Raw genomic sequence first — 19600 nt, 5'->3', positions numbered from 1 at the left:
TGGCCCAGCACCGCGTCCCGCCGTGCGGGTCAGCGGGGCATCGCGCAGACCGGCCCGGACTGCGCGAGCGCCGTCCCTCCGTCGGCCCGGCGCAGGAGCACGCCGACCAGGAAGCAGTACTGCCGGCCGGCACTGAGCGGCACCGCGACGTACGTCTCCGGCAGCCGGCCGTCGGCCCGAGACAGCGCGACGACGGGCGTGTCATCGGCGGGCTGACGGCGGATGATGATGCCGGCCCCGTCACGCCGGGCGTCCGGTGGCAGAGTCCAGGTGAGCACGGCCTGCTGCGGCGCGGGCACGGCCTTGAGCTTGGCAGGCTGGTAGCGGGTGAGTTCGAGCTTGCTGAGCACGGGCGCCTGCCGGGTGGCGGTGGGCGCCGGGTGCGAGGGGAATGCGGAAGCCGAGGGTGTCGGGCCGGGCCGCCGCGCCGCGGCCTGCGGCGACCGGCTCTTCCCCCACACTCCGGCAACGCCTGTGACGGCGACGATGACCAACGCGGCGGCCACCACGACCAGCATCCGCCGCCGCCCGCTGGAGCCGTTCGCCCCGACTTCCAGATCGGCCACCATCCCGACGAGCGGCCCGCCGGAGTCGGCGGCGTCGTCGGGAGTGGGCGCCGCAGTCTCCTCCGGGCGGACGGTCTCGACGGTCTCGGCCGTCTCGGCGCCCCGCAGGGGGACGACGGAGTCCGGCGGTGCGAACGTCGCCGTCGCCTCCCTGCGGGCCGAATCGACCGGATCGGTGGTCTTGGCGGCGTGCAGGGCGGTGGCGAGTTCCGTCGCCGAGGCGTACCGGGTGGCCGGGTTCGCCGCCAGGCCGCGGCGGACAACGGCGAGCAGAGCCTCCGGGACGTCTGGACGGGTGCCGGCCGTGGGCGACGGCTCGAGCTTGCGCTGGATGAGCGTCGCGTGGCCGGCCCAGGCCGCCGGGAGGTGCGGGGGCTCGCCGTTGAGCGCCGTGGCCAGTACCGACGTGAGGGCGTACACATCCGCCGCGGCTCCCGGCTCTGCACCCTCCAGCACCTCGGGTGCGAGGTGGACGCAGGTGACCGGCGCCCAGGACAGCGGCGGCGCGGCCGGGGACCACAGCCCGAAGCCGGTGAGCGCGGGGGCGGTCTCGTCGGCGAGCCAGACGTACTCCGGCCGGATGTCGCCGTGCACGATCCCCATGGCGTGCGCCGTGCTCAGTGCCTCGGCGAGCCTCACCGTGAGCGCCACGGCGGCGGCCGGTGACAGCGGCCCTCCGGAAAGCCGGTCGCCCAGCGACCCGCCCGGCGCCGCGGTGACGACATACGGATGGCCGGCGCGCGTGCGGCCCGCGTCGTACACCGTCGCGATGCCCAAGCCCTGCGGCAGGTGCGCCAGCGTCCGGCGGAACCCCTCGAAGTCCCCCACATGGGGCGCTACGAACAGCAGTACCGGGCGTCCGACACCCTCCTGCACAGCGTGAAAGGCGACCACCGGGTCGGCGGCCGGTACACGCGTCAGGCCGATGTAGCCGTCGGGGACCTGGATCTCGGCCGTTCTCGACCGCCTGAGCTTCATTTCGTTCCCTTCGGCGCAGTGCGGCGCGCCCACGGCGGGCGCACGAGCTCGCGGAGTCGCTGGGCGCGGGTGATCCGCCCGTCGACCAGCGTCCGCATTCGCGTGGCGATCAGCCATGCGGCGGCCGCGTCGGCCTCGCCGGCCGGGCGGCCGGAGAACACCGAGGCCGACAGGTGGCGGGCGAGGCTCTCCATGTGCGTGCCGGCGGCGTCGCCGAGTCGGCCTCGCGTGTGTTCGGTGACCTCTTCGGCGGTCGACGTGGTCAGGTCGCCGGTTCCGGGCAGCCGGGCGAGCGCGTCGACGGTCTCCTGCCACGCGCCGACCACCTGCTCGTACGGCGTGCCGGACCGGCGTCGCCGCCGGGTCAGCGCGCGCGTGACCGGTCCCGGCAGGAGGTAGCCGGCGAGCAGCAGGAGCGGCAGGGCGGCGACGGGCCACCACCGGTACACCGCCCCGCCGGACGGCGGCGGCGAGGGCCGCGCGGCGGCGGATGGATGAGGCGTCGCGCCGGTCCCCCGGGCGGCGACGGCCTGGTCCAGCGCGGCACGCTCGGGTGGCTCGCCCACGGACCGGCCGATGGTGCCGCCGCCGTCGCCGGCGCGCGGCACGGGATAGAACGGCACCCAGCCGAGCCCACGCAGGGCCACCTCGGGCCAGACCACCACATCGGCCGTTGTCACCTCGTACCGTCCGCCGCCGACCGGGTGGCCCGGCGTGAAGCCGACCGCGATCCGCGTCGGGAAGCCGAGGTGCCGGGCCATCAACGCGAACACCGTGGCGAACTGGTCGGCCGTGCCCCGATGACTCTTGTCGTAGAAGAAGTGCAGGTGCCCGACGGTGCGGCCGGGCGCGGCGCGCACGTCGTACCGGTCCTGGGTTCGCAGCCGGTCCTGGAGCGTGAGCAGCCGCTGGTACGGGCTCGCGGCGTCCTGCGTCAGCCGGTCCGCGTCGGCCACGATCGACGGGGGCACGTTCGCGGGCACGTCAAGGGTGTCGGCGTACGACGGGCCGTACGCCGGGGTCGCGTCGGCCGCCTCCCGCGCGGTCAGGCCGGGCACGGTCGCGGTCACGCGGTAGCGCAGCCCGGTGGCGGCGTTCCCGCCGGCCGTGGTCAGCACGCCCGTCGTCCGATCGACCCGGACGAGCGTGCCGCTCACCTCCGTGGGCCGGTCGGGCGAGGGCAGCCAGGCGAGCGGCAGGTCGTCGACGGCCACGCTCTCCCGTACGGACCGGCCGGGCCGTCCGCCGGCGGGCAGGCGCGAGCCGACCGGGACGTACGACGCGCCGGAGGACCAGTCGAGGCCGTCGTAGTGGTCGAACACGGCGAGCCGCTGGTTCACCGGCGCGGCGGTGGTCAGCGTCAGCAGGCGACGGGGCGGTTCGGCCGCCCACAGCGAGGCGTACGCGAGGGGGTTCAGCTGGCGTTCGAGCCGTTCGGGCGGGTGGACGAGCGCGCGTGGGTCGAAGACCGGCCGCTTCCCCTCGTACGGGAGCCAGGCGGCGGTGGTGAGGGCGCCGAGGACGACGGCCGCGCACGTGACGGCCGCGACGAGGATCCGCCGGAGGCCGAGGCCGCTCCGGACCGCCAGCAGGACGACGGCGAGCCCGGCGAACAGTGCGGCGACCGGCAGCCCGCGTCCCGGCTGGGAGACGCCGAACCCGATGCCGGTCAGCAGCACGAGCCCTGGCGGCAGGAGCGCGAGCAGCGGGGTGACGCGCGGGTCGGCGGCGCGCGCCGCCCAGTACGCCGCCCACCAGACCAGGGTGAACACCCAGAACAGCACGGCCGGCGTCGCGGGCAGCGGCAGCGCCTGGGTGAGCGCCATCCGGAACCCGTCCACCAGACCTCCGCGCACCACCTCCGGCAGGCCGGCGCCTCCGGTGCCGAGCGCCAGTGACAGCGGCAGCCCGGCCGCGAGCCAGCCCGCCACCGCGACCGGCAGCGATCCGCGCCGGACGGCGACGGTGGCCGTGGCGAGCACGGCGGCGAACGGCACGACGAGCAGCACCCGCGCCGTGCACAGCGGCACGAACGCCAGGCCCGCCACCCCGGCGAGCGCCGCCGTGAGGACGCGCGACGGTACGGTCACGGCCGGCCCCCCGCCAGGTCGTTCCAGCGGGCGCAGGCCTCCGCCGCCCGGCCCGCGGCGATGACCCGGACGGCGCCGTCCGCCATCGCCGCGGGGGTGGCCGCACCCTCGGCGGACAGCACGATCAGCGCCGTACCGTCGAACCGCGGGGCGACCTGCCGCAGCGCCGCGAGGTCGGCGTCGCTCGTCCGTCCGGTCACCGCGATGAGCGCGGCCCCCGTACGCCGGTGCGGCAGGGCGTGCGCGAGCCCGCTCACCCCCGGCCCCGCGCCGAGCGACAGCCCGGCCAGGAAGTCCAGCGCCTCCCCCGCGTCGCCCTTCGCCTCGACCGCCGACTCGCCGGCCACGCAGCGGGCCGGGAAGCCCAGGCGTACGGCCGCGGCCAGCGCCGACGCGGCCACCTCGACGGCCTCCTCGAAGCAGGCGTCGCCGTCGTAGCCCGCGTAGGCGGTGTCGAGGAGGACCGTGGTGGCGGGCAGGCTCGTGTCGAGGTTCTCCCGCACCATGAGCGTCCCGGTGCGGGCGGTGGACCGCCAGTGGATCCGCCGCAGGTCATCGCCTGCGACGTACTCGCGGAGCCGGTGGAAGATCGTGCCGCCGGCCACGACCGTGTCGGCCGGGCCCTCCGGGTTGCGCGCCCGTCCCGACGGGACGATGGTCATCGGATGCGTCGCGGGGTGGACGTACAGCCCTCGTACCTCGCCGGCCGCGCCTCCCGCCGAGGCGAGGCCGAGGCAGTCGCGCCGCTCCCAGCGCAGCGGCCCGGCCTCGAACACGCCCCGGCGGGTGGTGTCGAGCCGGTACGTCAGTGTGGTCTCGCCGCCGGGGCGCAGGAACGGCACCTCGACCGGCACCCGGTGCGACCCGAGCCGGTCGTGCACGACCGTACGGGGCATCGGCAGCCGGCCGGTGTTGCCCACGGTCAGCACGCACACCGCGGGGTCCCCGCGCGGCACGCGCGTCGGCTGCACGTCGCGGGACAACTCCAGCGAGGGCCGCCACGCCACCGCGGCCACCGCCAGGACGACCGCCAGCAGCGCGGCGCAGCCGAGCACGTCGAGTTCGGGATAGCCCAGGCGGTAGCCCCCGGCGAGGCAGCACAGGCCGGCGACGAGGAGGGCGACTCCGGTACGGGTGGGCACGGTCTACCTCCCGTCCGGCACCGGCGTCGAGGCGAGCACCGCGCGGACCACGTCCTCGCCGGACCTGCCGCCGACCTGGGCCTCGGCCGTCAGCAGCACGCGGTGGGCCAGCACCTGCACGGCCAGCGCCTTCACGTCGTGCGGCGTGACGAAGTCGCGCCCGCTCGCGGCGGCGTGCGCGCGGGCCACGCGCAGCAGCGCGATCCCGGCCCGCGGGCTGGCGCCGAGCCGTACGCCGGGCACCGTCCGCGTCGCGGCGGTGAGCCGTACGAGGTAGTCATAGACCGGGTCGCCGACGTGCGCCCGCTGCGCAGCGGCGATCATCTCGCCGACCGCGGCGGCGTCGGTGACCGTGTGGACCGGCCGGGCGCGGTGGCCGTTCGCCTGGGTCCTCAGCACCTCCATCTCGGCGGTGTGGTCGGGGTAGCCGACAGTGAGCCGCATGGTGAACCGGTCGATCTGGGCCTCCGGCAGCGCGTACGTGCCGTCCATCTCGACCGGGTTCTGGGTGGCGACGACCATGAAGGGCCGGCGGACCGGGTACGCGACGCCGTCCACCGTCACCTGCCGCTCCTCCATGACCTCCAGGAGCGCCGACTGGGTCTTCGGGGACGCGCGGTTGATCTCGTCGGCGAGGACGATCGAGGAGAAGACCGGGCCCGGCCGGAACTGGAACTCCTGGGTCCGCTGGTTGAAGATCGACACTCCGGTGACGTCGGAGGGCAGCAGGTCGGGGGTGAACTGGATCCGCCCCCAGTTCACGCCGAGGGCCACCGCGAGGGCGCGCGCGATCGACGTCTTGCCGACGCCGGGGACGTCCTCGACCAGCAGGTGCCCCTCGGCGAGCAGGCAGATGAGGGCCGTGTTGACGACCTCGCGTTTGCCCTTGATGTCCTGGGCGACGCTGTCGCCGATGGCGGTGAAACGGTGCGCGAACTCGGCGACCGGCAGCGGTGGCGGCGGCGCCTGAGTCGTCAGAGTCATCGGATCCCTCTCCTGTGGGGCGTCATGGTTCAAGAACTCGGTGGTCACGGGCACGGCCAGACGCTCTGGTAGGCGTTCGCCCCGCCGAGCCACAGCGTGCTGACGTAGCCGCGCTTGCCGCCGGACTCGATGAGGACCCACTGCGTCGACCGGACCCCGTCGTCGTCGCCGATCGACTGCCCGTCCTTGTGGCAGTAGCCGACGACCGTGGAGCCCTGCGGGGCCTCGCCGGTCGCCGCGCTGTCGTGCGTGGGGTCCTGGCGCATGGTCGCCCGGCAGTTCGGCAGGTCGGTGCACGGGTTGACCGGGTCGGTGGTGGTCTTGGACACGTCGACGGTGAACGACTTGCCGTCGCCGCCGGACCGCGCCTTGGCGGTGGCCGCCGGCGAGTCGCCGCCGTCGGTGTGCGCGGTCACCGAGAAGGTGTAGGTGCGCAGGAAGACGAGCCGGGTCGCGTCGACGGTCAGTACGGTGCTGGTGGTCTGCACCGAGCCGGAGGAGTCCCCGCCGTCGGTGTAGGAGACGGTGTAGGAGATGTTCTTCGGCGCGCCGGACGGCGGGGTCCAGGAGACCCGGATCGAGCCTCCGGGCTGCGGTGCCGCGTCGACGCCGGTCGGCGCGCCCGGCGGCTCGGGCGCCGGCGTGGCGGGCTGCGTGGTGGGCGTCGTCGGGGGTGTCGGCGTCGGGGTGGTCGGCGGCGTCGGCGTGGACGTGCCGTCCGTGGGCGTGTCGCTCGGGGTGGTCGGGATGCCCGGTGACGTGTTCTTTCCGTACGGCCGGGAGGGCACACCGGGACCGGGCGTACGGCGGGTGACGGGTCCGGAGGGGCCGCTGCCCGGGACGCTGGGCCGGGTCGCCGGAACGCTCGGCGTCGAGCCGGGCAGCACCGGACCGGCCGGGCTCGGGGACTTCTTGGCGCCCGGTTGCGCGGGCGTGAACTTCCGCACCGGCCGCGGCGTCCCGTCGGCGCCGACCACGACCGCGTGGGAGCTCTCGGTGTCGTTGAAGTAGACGGCGTCGTTCTGGGGCAGCGTGTCGATGGGTCCCGCCTTGCCGCTGACCGGGAACGACGGCTCCCACGTGTTTCGGGAGGTCGAGTAGACCAGCACCGAACCCGTGGTCTGGTCCGGCACGTAGACGCGTTCGCCGTTCATCGCGGGCGCGCCCAGGTCGTGCCCGCCGCCGGTGTCCAGTCGTACGGCCCGCACCTTGTGGGCGTCGGTGTCGACGACGAAGAGACGGCCGCCGGCCTTGTCGACCAGCGGCAGCCGGCCCTTGTCCTGAGCGGAGGGGGCGAGCAGCGCCGCGCCGGAGCCGGCCCCGGGAAGCGCCGCCGACCAGGCGACACCCGTGGCGGTCAGCACGCTGACCCGGCCCTTGGTGCCGTCCACGACGACCGGCCGCCCGCCGACGATGGACACGGCCATGCTGGAGCCGCGCCCCTGGACGTCGACGGGGGTGCCGAGCCCGTTGGAGGTGACCGGCACGGCCATGCCGTCGTCGGAGCGCGGCACCCACAGCGTGCCCTGGCCGTCGACGCCCGCGGTGCCGAGGTGGCCGGGGACGCGGATCACCGGCCCGACGTTCTCCAGCGTCGCCAGGTCGATGCGCTGCGCGGTGCCCGCCCCGTAGTCCACGAGGTACGCGGCCTTGGCCCCGGCGACGAGCCGCACCCCGGGCACCGTCGCCCGCGCAGGCCCCGCCGTCAGCCGCCCGGAGTCGATCTTGGTGAGCACGCCGGTGCTCGGGTCGTAGACGAGGATCGTGTCGCCGTCCTGGCTGATCTGCAGCCGGTGCCCGGCCGTACCGGGCAGCACGATCTCCGCCGACGGCCGCCCGCTCGTCGCGTCGACGAGCGTCACCGAGCCCCGGGGCGTGGTGCCCAGCCAGGCGGTGCCGGCGTGCGTCGAGAAGCCGGCCGAGGCGATCCCCTTGCCGGCCACGAACGCGACCCCGGCGAGAAGCAGCGTCGCCGCGAGCCCACCCGCGATCGTCCGGCCGGGCGTCCGCCGTGCCAGCAAGGCACGGACAGTACGCCGCGCGAGGTTCTGCAGGCTGCCGAGCACGCGTTCCTCCTCGAAGAACCCGGGGCGCCGCGCGCCCCGGGACTCATTCTGAGGAGACGAAGTGCGCGTTATGGTGACCCGCTTTGCGCACCTAGGGCTCGAGGTCGGCGGGCAGCAGGGCGAGCAGTTCGTCGCGCGTCGGCTCGGCCACGGCCGAGAGCCGCCGCGCCTGCCGCTGGATCATCTCCTCGAGCACGACGCGGGCCGTACGGCCGTTGCCGAAGTGCCGGTCGCGCGGGATGGCCGCGAAGTGGCCGAGCAGCGCGAACTCGGTCTCCTCGGCCAGCTCGTAGTGCAGCTTCCCGGCCTGTTCGCCGACGATCGTGACGAGTTCCTCGGAGGAGTAGTCCTCGAAGGTGATGGTCCGGGTGAACCGCGACGCCATACCGGGGTTGACGGACAGGAACCGGTCCATCTCGTCCGGATAGCCGGCGACGATGACGATCACCTCGTCGCGGTGGTCCTCCATCAGCTTGACGAGCGTCCCGATCGCCTCTCGGCCGAAGTCGTCGGAGCCAGAGGAGAGCATGTACGCCTCGTCGATGAACAGCACACCACCGCGCGCCTTGTCGAACGCCGCCTGCGTCTTGGGCGCCGTGTGCCCGACGTACTCCCCGACCAGATCGACCCGGCTGACCTCGACGAGATGCCCCTTGGCGAGCACACCGAGAGCGGCGAGGATCTTCCCGTACATGCGCGCCACGGTCGTCTTGCCGGTGCCGGGACTGCCGGCGAAGACCAGGTGCCGGCTGAGCGGAGGAGGCGGCAGCCCGGCCCGCTCCCGCTGCTTCGCGACGAGCGTCAGCTTCACCAGATCGCCGACCTCCTGCTTGGCCCGTGCCAGCCCGACGAGGCCGTCCAGCGCGGCGAGCAACTCGTCAAGATCGTCCACGGCGGGCGAGACGGTGCCATCCGCCGTCTTGCCGCCGCCGCGTCCGGAGTGCGGTTCCGTGTCGGCCGCCGGCCGATCGACGCGTGTCAGGGCGCCTTCGGCGGTGCCCAGAACGAGCGTGTAGCGGCCCTCGCCGTGCGTACCGCCGGCGATCCCGACCGGAACGGCCTCCGTCTCGTTGATCAGGCAGTCCTCCAGTGAGCCCGCGGCGCCCTCCTCGGTACGGATGCCCTCGCCCGGCACGTGCGAGACCGTGCACCGGCTGAGGTGCGGCGCGCCGCCCCGTCCGATGCGGATCCCCGCCCGGCCCGGGCCCGTACGGGAGACGACGCACTCGTCGAACGATCCCCCGCCGCCCTCCACCGTGATCCCGTACTCGGCCACGTCAGAGACGATCACCCGCCGTACCACCGGATCGCCGCCCTCGACCGCCATTCCACTGCCGCCGCAGGCCCGTACGAGACAGTCCTCGAACGTCCCGCGCGCACCGGCGATCTGGATTCCGGACGTCTGACCGCGTTCGACGGTGACCGAGCGGATGACCGGATCCGCGCCGCGCGTGACGTACACACCGTGCCCGCGCACGTCGTCCACCTGGCAGTTCTCGATCAGCCCGGTCGCGTCCTCATCGATCCAGACGCCGTGGCTGTCGCACCCGGAGATCCGCAGGCCGCGCATGACCGGGTCGGCGCCGCCGTCGACCGCCACGGCGGGCTGGCCGGCTCCGGAGACGACACAGTCGTCGAAACTGCCGCGCCCTCCGCCGGTGACATAGATTCCGTTGCCGTCGGGCCCCGTAACGGCGCAGCCGGTGACGACCGGGTCGGCGGCCGCGGTCACCAGGACCCCGCCGCGCCCGGCCGTGACGCGGCATCGCTCGACGCGGCCCCGCGCGCCGTCGCGGACGCTGATCCCGAATCCGGCCGAGGTCACGTCACAGTCCCGCAGCGTCGGGCTGCCACCGGTCATGGCGACTCCGCCCGCGTGCTCGGCGGTGATCTCACAGGACTCGATCGTGCCCGCGTCGATCCGCACCGCCGGCTCACCGGCGTCGCCACCGCGCACGGACAGCCCGCGGACGGTGGCCGACGCCGCCGAGACCGACAGTGTGACTCCATAGTGCGACTGGACGAGCACCGGACCGGCGGCCTCGCTCGCCGCCTCGATCGTGACGTTCTTGGTCACGGTGAGGTTCTCGACATAGGTGCCGGGCATCACCACGACCCGGTCGTCGTCCGCCGCCGCCTCCAGGGCCGCACCGATCGAGGCGAAGCCGCCCCACTTGCCGCGCTCGACCCGCAGGGTGCGGAGGCCGGGTGCCGGTTCGGTGAACTGCGCGGCGGTCATGGCCGCAGGTCCTTCCATCGTGCGCCGTCCTCACTTGGTGCCGGGCTCGGGTTCGTCGGGGCTCAGGTGTGGTTCGTCAGCGGTTCGCGTGATCGGCATCAGGCGCAGCTTCCGCGGTCCGGGAGGGTTCTGGGGCCGCGCGTCGTGCCGCGACGGGAGGCCCTGAGGTGGCCGTTCGCGCAACGGACGCGACCACGAACCCGACGGCTCCGGCTGGAGGACGACGCGCCGCGGGAGTGCGTCCGGCCGTACGCGCGGGCGACCGTCCGTGTCCCCTGGAAGCGACGGCCGTGGCCGGGGCGGCACTCGGAACGCCGCCTGGGGCCGGGCCTCACCGGCGGCACCGCCCGGGGCGTGCGCGCCGGGTACCGGCTTGGCGGGGACGTCCGGGACCGGCAGGCGGCCAAGCCACTTTCGCAGCTCACGGATTGCCGGCGCGTGCCGCTGGAGGACCTCACGGGGGATGGCGCCGCTGCCGTCCGCGAGCCGCTGGACCCGGCCGACCAGCGTCTCGATCCTCGCCTGCTCCTCCGGCCCGATCGCGCCCGCTTCGACCGCGGCCCGGACACGCTTGCCCGCATCGGTGACGAGGGCGCGCATCTCGCCTCGGAGCACGTCCGCGACCTTGGGCGGAGTCTCCCCCGCGGGAGGAGGCACGGGCGACGGGTTCTTCAAGGATTCCAGTAGGCGGCCGATCCGGGTCTCCTCGGCCGCCTTCGCCTCCGCGGTGGCGAGGGCGGCCCGTTCGGTGGCGGCCAGACGCTCGTGGATGACGTTCTTGACTCCCGGCGTCTTCAGCAGGAGCCGCCGGCCGTAGTGCTCGATCCAGGGCTTGAGATCAAAGGTGCGGACCCGGTTCCACGGCACGGTCCCCGGGCTCGGTCCCCAGCCGAGGAAGCCGTGCAGGTCGGGGTGGATCCGGACTCCGCCGATCACGTCGGGGACGCTGGCGAACAGGCCCGTCAGCGCCTCGGCCCCCACGGTCCAGTCCGGCTGGAGGAAGTGACCGGTGTGCGGGTCGAAGAAGAGGGAGAACTCTCCGGTGACCTGGACGAGACCGACGCCACCGAACTGGAACAACGCCGGGCGCTCGCTCGGCGGGATCCCCGGAACGGTGGCCGCCACCTGCACCGTGGGGAACGTCGCGAGTTGCACGCCCCACTTGGTGTAGAACTGCTCGGTCTGGAAGACGTCGCCGGCGGGACGCAGCTCTGAGGCGGGGGTCTCGTACACCCAGAAATCGCGTGGTCCCGGGCCGTACCTCGTGACGATCGTCTCCCGGCCGACCTGGTCGTAGAGGTGGAAGTCGCGGCGCAGCCCCGGAATGTACTGCAGGTCGAGGTTGGGCCCCACCGGCACCGACACCTTGAGGGTGATCGGGCCGAGCTCGATCGGCACGTCCACCGGTTTGAGCATGTGCCAGAACGGCAGGATGCCGTCGCCGAGTCCGCCGTCGATCCGCAGCATGCTCAGGCCGCCCTCGGTGACGCGGCCGCTGTCGATGATCAGCGACTGGTGCCGGTAGACCTCCACCGTCAGCTCCACGCCGTTCGGGGTCGCGACGGTGTGGCGGCTGTGCAGGATCTTGGAGTCGACCGGCAGGATCCCCCCGATCGGGTCGGGCCACGGCTGCCTTCCCGTGAGCCAGTCCTTGATGATCTCCCGATGGGTGAGATGGACCTTGCGGGTCACGGGCACGTCGAGATCCGTCGTGGTGACGCCCTGCCAACTCCGCGGGTCGCCGAGCGTCGCCGCCACATGGCCGCCGAGCAGGCCCTTCCGGCCACCGCCCATGACCTGGGCCATGTGGCGGAACAGCTCCCGGCCGTCGGCGGCGTCGAGCCGCTGCGCCTCGCCACGGGTCTGGATGTAGGTCTCATCCTGGCGCCGTTGCCAGTCGAGATTCACGCGTTCGTTCGCGACCGGCCGGTACGCCTCGCCGACATGCCTGGAGGCCACGTCGATGACGTCGCCGTTCCACAGAGAATGCAGGGCCGGCGCCTCGTCGATCGCCGCCTGGACGAACGCGACGTCCGGTCGTGCGGCCATCTCGTCGGCGATCACCTTCTCGGCGAGCGGCTCCACCGGATCCAGCAGCTTCTTGATCTGTACGGTCAGGTCCGCCTTCTTCGCCCGGAGCCGGGCGGCCTTGACCGGATCCGTCGTCTCCAGCTTGGCGGCCTGCCGTTCGAGGTGACCGAGTCTCCACAGCTTGGGCGACGCCTTCCGTGAGTCGGCCAGGGCGGCTCGTACGGTCCGGCTGCGCGGGTCGACGGGAAGCGGCCGGGTCGGCTCGGGCGAGTGCTCCACCGGACCGTGGACGCCGGCCTGGCTCAGGATGGTCTCCGGCTCGCCCGCTCGGCGCACCTGGTCGAGAAGTCCGGCCAGGGCATCGTCGTCCCCGGCGGCCGCCTTCCGCAGGGCGTCGGGGTCGAGTGCCACGTGACCCTCGTCGTGAAGTTTCCACAGCTTGGTGACGAGCCGGTGCAGTGCCCTGCCCCGCTCCTGCTCCGACGCCGCCGGCCCGGCGTCGATCCCGGCCAGCCGCCCGAGCGCGTACTCCACGGACCGGGTCGCCCCGGGCACGGATCGCAGCGAGCCGAGCGCTCGTTCGAGCTCGGCCAGCCTGCTCTCCAGCTCGGTCACCCGGGCGGTGTCGCCCGCGTGGCGGGCGGCGTCGGCCTGGGCACGGACCTCGTCGATGTGGGAACGCAGGTCGGTCATGGCGCGCCTGCTCTCGATCCACCGCAGCTGGTCCCTGGCCCGGCCGAGATCGTCGAGGATGGCCCCGGCCGCCGTCCCGTCTCCCCGGGACGTCGCCTCCGCCAAGGCGGCCTCCAGCCCACCGACCCGCGTGCGCGACACCGCCTCCTCGACCGGCAGGAGCTCCGGATGTGCCTGGAGGTACCGCCGACCGGCGCGGTCGAGGCGGTCACGCTCGCTCAGCGCGGCCTCCAGCCGGGCGACCACCTCCTGGTGTCGCGCCTGAGCGGCGTCACCGGCCGGACTCGCCGTGTCCAGCCGATGGAGTTCGGAGCGCAGCTCGTGGACGGTGCGCTCCACCTCGGGCAGCCGGGAGAGCAGGTCCGTACGGAGCGCCCCGGAACCGCCCTCGGCGAGGCCCGCCAGCCCGTGCCGGCTCAGATACTCGTGGACCTTCACGGCGTCGATCACGGACTGCCGTACGTCCTCGGCCATTCGCCGCTGCGCCTCGGGCAGTGCCGCCGGATCGGCGAAGTCCTTGAACAGGTCGTCAACGGCTGAGGTCATCTCCGACGACAGCGTCACCACCCGCCGGGCGCGGTCCACCAGCCGCTCCAGCCGGGCGACCTCCTCGATGTCGCCCAACGCGGTGCGGCTCAGCCGGTCGAGGGATTCCTGCCGGAATCGGAGCACGTCATCTCGGCCGATGGGGCCGTGGACGGGCATGCGCAGTGCCGTCGCCCGGAACTCCGCCAGCCTGGCGCCGGCCGCGTCGAGATGTCCCTGGTAGGTCCGCGTGAGCCGCCGTACGAGCTCCATCGACTCATGGATCCGCGTGAGCGGTGATTTCGCCAGCTCGGCGAGCCGGGCCGTGACGGTCTCGAGGTGTTGTCTCCGCGTCGCGATGCTCGCCTCGACGTTCTCCGCCTGGGCGGGGAGGTGCGTCTCCGGCGCCGGCTCGGTGGACGCCGGTCGATGTTGTTCGGGGAGCGGCCGCGCCTCCGGGACCTCGACGTCCACGCGCTTCGCCACCTGCGTGGCGATCGCGTCCGGCTCCGTCCCCACGATGGCCTTCGTGTCCCGTTCGGCCTGGTGGGTCGCGAGAACGATGCGTCCGCTCCTCGCCTCGACGAACACGATCGACTTCGTCGTCACGGTGCCCTTTCCCTCCCCGTCGGCGTGGGGAAGGGTCGCGTGCACCTCGACCATGACGCTGCCATTCCGCATCCGCTCGATGGTCGCGACATGACCGGCCCGCATCGCCTCCGCGACGGAGCGCATATAACCGCCGGCCGGAAAGTTGCGCTCATTCGGTGTGGGCACCAGGCCGGGCGCGTGTTTGTGCGGGTGGTAGGCGGCTGCCGCGGGATTGCCGAAGTTGATGTCGTCGGCGATGCCGATCAGTTTCGCGTGGATCTCCTGGGCGAACCGCTGCCGCACCATCGGATCGTCGAAGTCCACGGCGGCCAGCTCCTGCAGGAAGGCCTCCGAGACGAAGTTGTTCGGCTTCACCGAGGCCTGCGCGAACTCGAGTCGGAAACGTTCGCCGATGATGTCGTCGAACTTCCGCCCATAGGCCACGAGCGCGGCCGAGTCGTTTCGCTGCAGAGGAGCCAGGGGCCGACCGTTGTCGTCGACGTGACCGAACCAGTCGGGATGCAGGGTGAACTCGGTGAACAGCGCACCGTAGTACTCGTAGAGATTGCCGAACTTCGTCTGGTCCAACGGCAGGGCGGTACGCCGCGCGTATCGCAGCGCGAACGCGCTCGCCTTCCGGACGAGCCGGGTGTTGGCCGCCCTGAGATCCTCGTACGCCCGCAGCTTCGCCGGATACTCCGCCATCTCCTTCGCGTAACGCGGAAGCTTGTACTTCTCGTGGATCTCCAATGCCTGGCGGTACTTCTCCCACTGCTTCGGTGCCTGATCCTCGGGAACGCCGGGCGGCGCGGGCTCCTTCGGCGCCACCGGTTCTCTGGGCGGCTTCGGCACCGTGACGAAGGGATTCCTGAGAACGGCATCGACGATGCGCTTGATGCCGGCCGGATTGTCAGGACCGAAGATCTCGTGAAGCGTGATGTCGGAGAATCCCGCCCCGCCCTCCTTGCCCAGCAGCTTGAGCACCTTGTCGAGTCCCGCGACGTCCGCCACCTTGTCGCGGAAGCGCGGCGACGGAAGCAGCTTGACCTCATCGGCTTCCAGACCGGCCGACTCCCGGTGCGACAGGTCATCGGCGAGCGGAGACGCGGTGCCACCCCTGAGATGCTGTTCCAGCAGCTGCAGGCGTTCGCCGAGGGCCTCGCGCAGCTGAGGAGTGGGGGTCTCGGCGAGATCCGCGGCGATGTCCTTGACGTCGCCGATCAGGCTGGCGCGCGCGGCGTCCGGGGGGAGCCGCGAAGAGTCGCGGGCGAGCGCGTCGACGAGGCCGTCCAGCCGAACGACCAGGTCCTCATCAGGCGCGGTCAGCAGGTCCCGGAGAGCCGCGATGCGCGGTCCGACGTCGATCGATGTCCCGGCAGGTGGCAGCCCGAGCACCGCCCGTACGGCGTCCGGCACCTCGTACTCGTACGGGTGGAGCCCCTGCTCGATGAGGATCGCCGACTTCTGCCCCGGCGACATGCCGAGAAACCGAAGATCGCCCATGGACGGGCCGGTCGCCGGCAGCCAGTGGGGATGGACGTGCATCCAGATGCGTTTGATCGCCAGCGATCCGTCGTCGAGCAGAGCGTACTTACCGGCCTCGACGATGTGGAAGCTTCCGTCCTCGAACTCGACGACATTGTGCTCGAGATGGGTGTCCAGGTTCAGATGCCACAGCGCCTTCCACAAGCGCTCGAAGGCCGGCGAGTCGGGGTGGAGGACCGCCGACGGATCGACGCCGGGAACGACCACGAGCTTTCCTGGAGCGGCCCATGGAAGCTCCGGATACACGTCTCCCGGCGGAAGGTTGTTCGGGCCGAAGTCCTGCCCCTTGGGCAGCGGCTCGACCGGACCGTACGGGTTGAGCGGCCGGGTGGCATTCGGACTGAGCGGCTTCAGGCCGTTGTTCTTGGAGAACACCTCGGCCTGCGGATAGTCCGGAACGTTGTTCCCGCCCGGCTCGGCCTGGGTGAGCACCCGGGGCTTCGGTAGGGGCACCTTGGCGGCCGTCTGTTCCGGCGATGCGGCGATCTTCGGTACGACCTGTTCCGGCTTGCCGGAGGTGACCCCGACCTCGCCCACCTTCATCGTCTCCGGCTGGACCCGCGCGGACTCCGCGCCGACCACGTCGACCGGTCTGCCCGACACCTGCTCGAGGAGCCGCTGGATCGGACCGAACACCTCCGAACGTTCGGTCTCGCTCAGCGACTCCAGCGGCCCGTACGTGCGGGTGCCGTCGGGCAGTGTCCTGTCGACCATCGGCTCGTGCAGCACGAGCCGCGCCTCGCCGTCGACGCCCAGGACGTACCGCGTGGTCCAGCTGATCTCATACGCCGCGTTCTCCGGCGTGACGTCCGGCGGGACGTGCACCGTGACCCTCTTGTCTCCGCCGGGCAGGAGGGCCGCGCCGTGGATGGCGCGCATGTCCTCGACGCGGACGCCGTACGCGGCGCCTTCGCCCGGCGCGTGCGCGACCTCGGGCGGGTTCAGCACGACGTCGAGTTCGCCGTTGTGGACGGTGAGCGACCCGGGGAGCCGTTCGGCGATTCCCCGGAGCGTCTCCTCCGCCTGCGCGACGACGACCTCTCGCGGAATCCGGCCGCGCAACGCCTCGGCGTTCTCTCCCGGCGCCAGGCGTAGCGTCACCTCACCCGTCCTGATGTCGACGTCGCCCGTGACGTCGACGAACGCGGTCGTGCCCTCGTGCTCGATCGGGAAGGAGAACCGCTGGATCTCCCCGCCGGTCTGGTACACGGCCGCGACGTACTCGGCGACCTCGCCCCGGCCGAACTCCGGCACCGAGGAAGGCTGCCGGACGGGGGCGGGCAGGACGGGCGGTCTCCCGGACTCGACCGGTGGGAAGAGTTCCGCGCCCGTCGGCGCGACGACCGGCGCCGTATGGACGGGAAGGTCCGGTATGTGTGCGAGCAGAATGTTCTCTCCCCGAACGCCGGGCCCGTCGCCGTGGATCACTTCGACCCGGCGACCGAGCGCGTCCGCGAGGTCGGTCACCAGCGACCGCATCTGGTTCACGGCCTCGTGCTCGGGCATCGCGTCACCCTCGACTTCGAGGTCGGTCAGCCGGATGGTCTCCCGCCGTCCGGGCTCGCGGACGACCCGCGGCGTGAACGAGACCCGCGTCCCCTCGCCTAGGTCCACCGTCGTCCGTACCGGCTCGCCGCGCGCGACGGAGATCGACTCGAGAACCTGGTGGAACGCGTGCGCCCCCTCACTGGGATGGAACCCGAACGCACGGCTTCCGGCCTCCCCGCCGGGGACCTCGACACGGAAGCCGGTCCCGGTGGCGTCGGCGATCTTCCGAAGGGAGTCCTCGATCCCCGGGGCGAGCCGCGTCCGGTCGAGCGCCGCGGCCGGTCCGTCCGGATCGAGGGTGAGCGTTGTGGCCCTGGTCGCCGGGTCCCGGGTGACGGTGACCGTGATGGGGTCCTTCGTCCCTGGCACCGGCATCCGGAACGTCTCCCGGCCACCCGGGGCGACGCTCGTGAAGGCATCGACCGCGCCTCGCATCCAGTCCGGGTGGACCGACCCCAGCACGCTGTTCAGCGACTGCGCCGTGGCGAGGTCCGGTGTGACGCCAGGCGTCTCATCGCTCGCGCCGTGCTGCCGCTGCTCGGGCGCGTCCGGGAGGGACGGCGCGGTGTGCTCGGTGGGCTGGAGTTCTGAGACGGGCGTCGCGTGGGCCTGCTCGCGCGTGGTGGGGACGACCGGCGTGACCTGGCCCTTATGGAGGGTGAACAGGGGGTTCTCGCGCTGCTCCCACATCGTCCCCGTCTCTCGGCGGGTGGGGAGCCGGTACTCCAATGTGGGCGCTCCGCGGCCGGTGCGGTCGACCGGGGTGTCGGCCGCCGAGTAGGTCGCGTCCTTGGTCTCGACGGTGGTCCGGTGGCCCGGGTCGTCGGTCATCGTGAGGAGACCGTCACCGTTCTGGCGAAGCGTGCCGACGCGATCGAGGTGACCGTCCGGGCCGAGGGCGTAGAGGTCGACGGCGCGGTCGCCACCGGGACGCATGACGGACGTGACGATCCCCTGGTCGTTCACGGTGACCACGGATCCCTCGGGCAGTCGCAACACCGAGGGGTCGAGGCTCCCGCTCTTGCCGTCGTACTGGATGATCTTTCCGGTCTCGGGGTCGACGGTGATCGAATGGTCGAGCCGGTGCTGGGTCTGGTAGATCCCGTGCTCGTCCCGGATCTCGGCCGTGCCGTTGGCGTAGTAGGTGGCCTGCCGCTCGAAGTGCTGCTGACCGGCGCCGTCGACCCCGTAGCTGGTGAGGGTCTTCGTCGGCATCTGGACGTCGGTGAGCTTGCCGGTCTTGGGATCCACCAGCCGCACGGTCTGCGTGCCGTTCGTGAGATGGTCGACGTGCGTGCCGGCCAGGGTGACCTTCTCGAACCCGCCGTCCTTGTACGTGACGTCGATGGCCCCGTCGTTCCAATGACCGGTGCCGACCTCGCGTCCGGTACGGGGGTTCAGGACGCTCAGTGTGCCGTTGTGCTCGGTGAACTGCCAGGTCTTCGTGTATCCACCCGGGTGGTCCTGCCGGACGGTGAACCCGTCGGGCGGCGGAGTGTGCGGCGGGTGGAAGCCGGAGAAGACACCGATGGCGACGTTCTGCGCCGACTGCTCCCAGTTCCAGCCTTTCTGCCAGCCCATCGCGATGTGGAAGCCCTGGAGCGCGGCATCCGTGCCGAGGCCGGTGCCGATCGCCAGCGAGGCGTTGATGGCCCGCTGCCCCGCGCCGGACTGCCAGAACTCGCTGTCCTTGGTCAACGCGTTGATCTTCGGCGTCGCCCAGTGGGTGAAACCCTCCGACGCGGCGCCCACGGCGGCCGACTCGATGACCTCGACGACGTTGATGTTCGCCTGGAGCGGCGGGGGCTCCTCGCCCATCATCGAGCTGTAGATCTGGTTGAAGGCGTTCTGGTTGAAGATCTGGAACCCGATGTCGATGCCGGCGCCGACGATGGCGCCCTTGAGCAACTGGAGCGCCAGGTTCTTGGCCGTCATCTCCGCGAGGTTCTTCAGAGCGGCGGTGATGGACGTCTTGACGAACTGGACGGCCACTTCCTTCGCGGCCTGGACGCTGACCTCCTCGACTCCCTTCATGAAGATCATCTCGCCGATCTTCCCGAACAGCCCGGCGATCGGAACGAGGACCGTCACGACGGTGAGGACCACGTCGATGACCTGCAGGACCAGGTCAGTGAACAGCAGGGACCCCACCGCGTTGGCGAGGCCCTCCATCTGGTCGGCCGCGTCCAGGCTGCCGTCCTTGAGGATCAGCAGCATCTCCGCCGGTGGCTGCTCCTGGTCGTCCAGCCTCGTGAGCTTCTTCGCCCCGTACGACAGGCCTGAGTACCAGTTGGCCCTGTCGCCGCTGAAGTCCCGTGCCCACTCGCGGACGAAGGAGTCCCGTCCGTCTCCGACCCACGACTTGAGGTCGTTCTTGACGTCGTCGGTCCCCTGGTCGATCACCGTCTGTACGGTCGCGGCGAAGTCACGGAACGCCTGCGCCGCGTCGTAGAGCGGCTGGACCCTGCTCTTGATCCAGGGGATGTGCTGCCACGCGTAGTCCTGGGCCTGCTGTGCCGTCCACTGGCCGCCGTTGGCGGGATAGCCGCTCGTGGGCGTCGGGGTGGGCGTGGGACTCGGTACGGCGGGATAGGTCATCGTG

The 19600-nt window shown here is 72.3% G+C and carries 7 protein-coding genes; all 7 read right to left on the bottom strand.

All coding sequences use genetic code 11. The annotated features are described in order from the left end of the window. Positions 1-29: 29 nt before the first annotated feature. The 7 genes from ACQEV1_RS04115 to ACQEV1_RS04085 all read right to left on the bottom strand — a co-directional run bounded on the left by ACQEV1_RS04115 (position 30) and on the right by ACQEV1_RS04085 (position 19596). Positions 30-1544 (bottom strand): protein kinase domain-containing protein, encoded by a 1515-nt coding sequence (locus ACQEV1_RS04115; RefSeq protein WP_433391357.1) that lies wholly within the window; start codon positions 1542-1544, stop codon positions 30-32. Next, entirely contained in the window at positions 1541-3634 is a 2094-nt protein-coding gene (locus ACQEV1_RS04110) for a transglutaminase domain-containing protein (RefSeq protein WP_433391354.1), read from the bottom strand. The genes ACQEV1_RS04115 and ACQEV1_RS04110 overlap by 4 nt, the downstream gene beginning before the upstream one ends. Continuing rightward, positions 3631-4776, bottom strand: coding sequence for a DUF58 domain-containing protein (locus ACQEV1_RS04105; RefSeq protein ID WP_433391351.1), 1146 nt, complete (start codon positions 4774-4776; stop codon positions 3631-3633). Before ACQEV1_RS04105 ends, ACQEV1_RS04110 begins: the two co-directional genes overlap by 4 nt. Before the next feature lie 3 nt (positions 4777-4779). Further along, positions 4780-5760 (bottom strand): AAA family ATPase, encoded by a 981-nt coding sequence (locus ACQEV1_RS04100; protein ID WP_433391348.1) that lies wholly within the window; start codon positions 5758-5760, stop codon positions 4780-4782. Between the two features lie 44 nt (positions 5761-5804). Then, entirely contained in the window at positions 5805-7826 is a 2022-nt protein-coding gene (locus ACQEV1_RS04095) for a fibronectin type III domain-containing protein (RefSeq protein ID WP_433391345.1), read from the bottom strand. 91 nt (positions 7827-7917) lie between these two features. After that, the gene (locus ACQEV1_RS04090; protein WP_433391342.1) at positions 7918-10065 is read right to left on the bottom strand and encodes a right-handed parallel beta-helix repeat-containing protein; all 2148 of its coding nucleotides are present in this window, start codon (positions 10063-10065) and stop codon (positions 7918-7920) included. Positions 10066-10095: 30 nt separating this feature from the next. Further along, positions 10096-19596: a hypothetical protein gene (locus tag ACQEV1_RS04085; protein WP_433391339.1), complete on the bottom strand. Its 9501-nt coding sequence runs from the start codon at positions 19594-19596 to the stop codon at positions 10096-10098. Positions 19597-19600: the final 4 nt, after the last annotated feature.

This window comes from Actinoallomurus sp. CA-142502, from assembly GCF_050936355.1.
GTDB classification, from domain to species: domain Bacteria; phylum Actinomycetota; class Actinomycetes; order Streptosporangiales; family Streptosporangiaceae; genus Actinoallomurus; species Actinoallomurus iriomotensis.
This window is presented reverse-complemented; position numbering and strand designations above follow the sequence as displayed.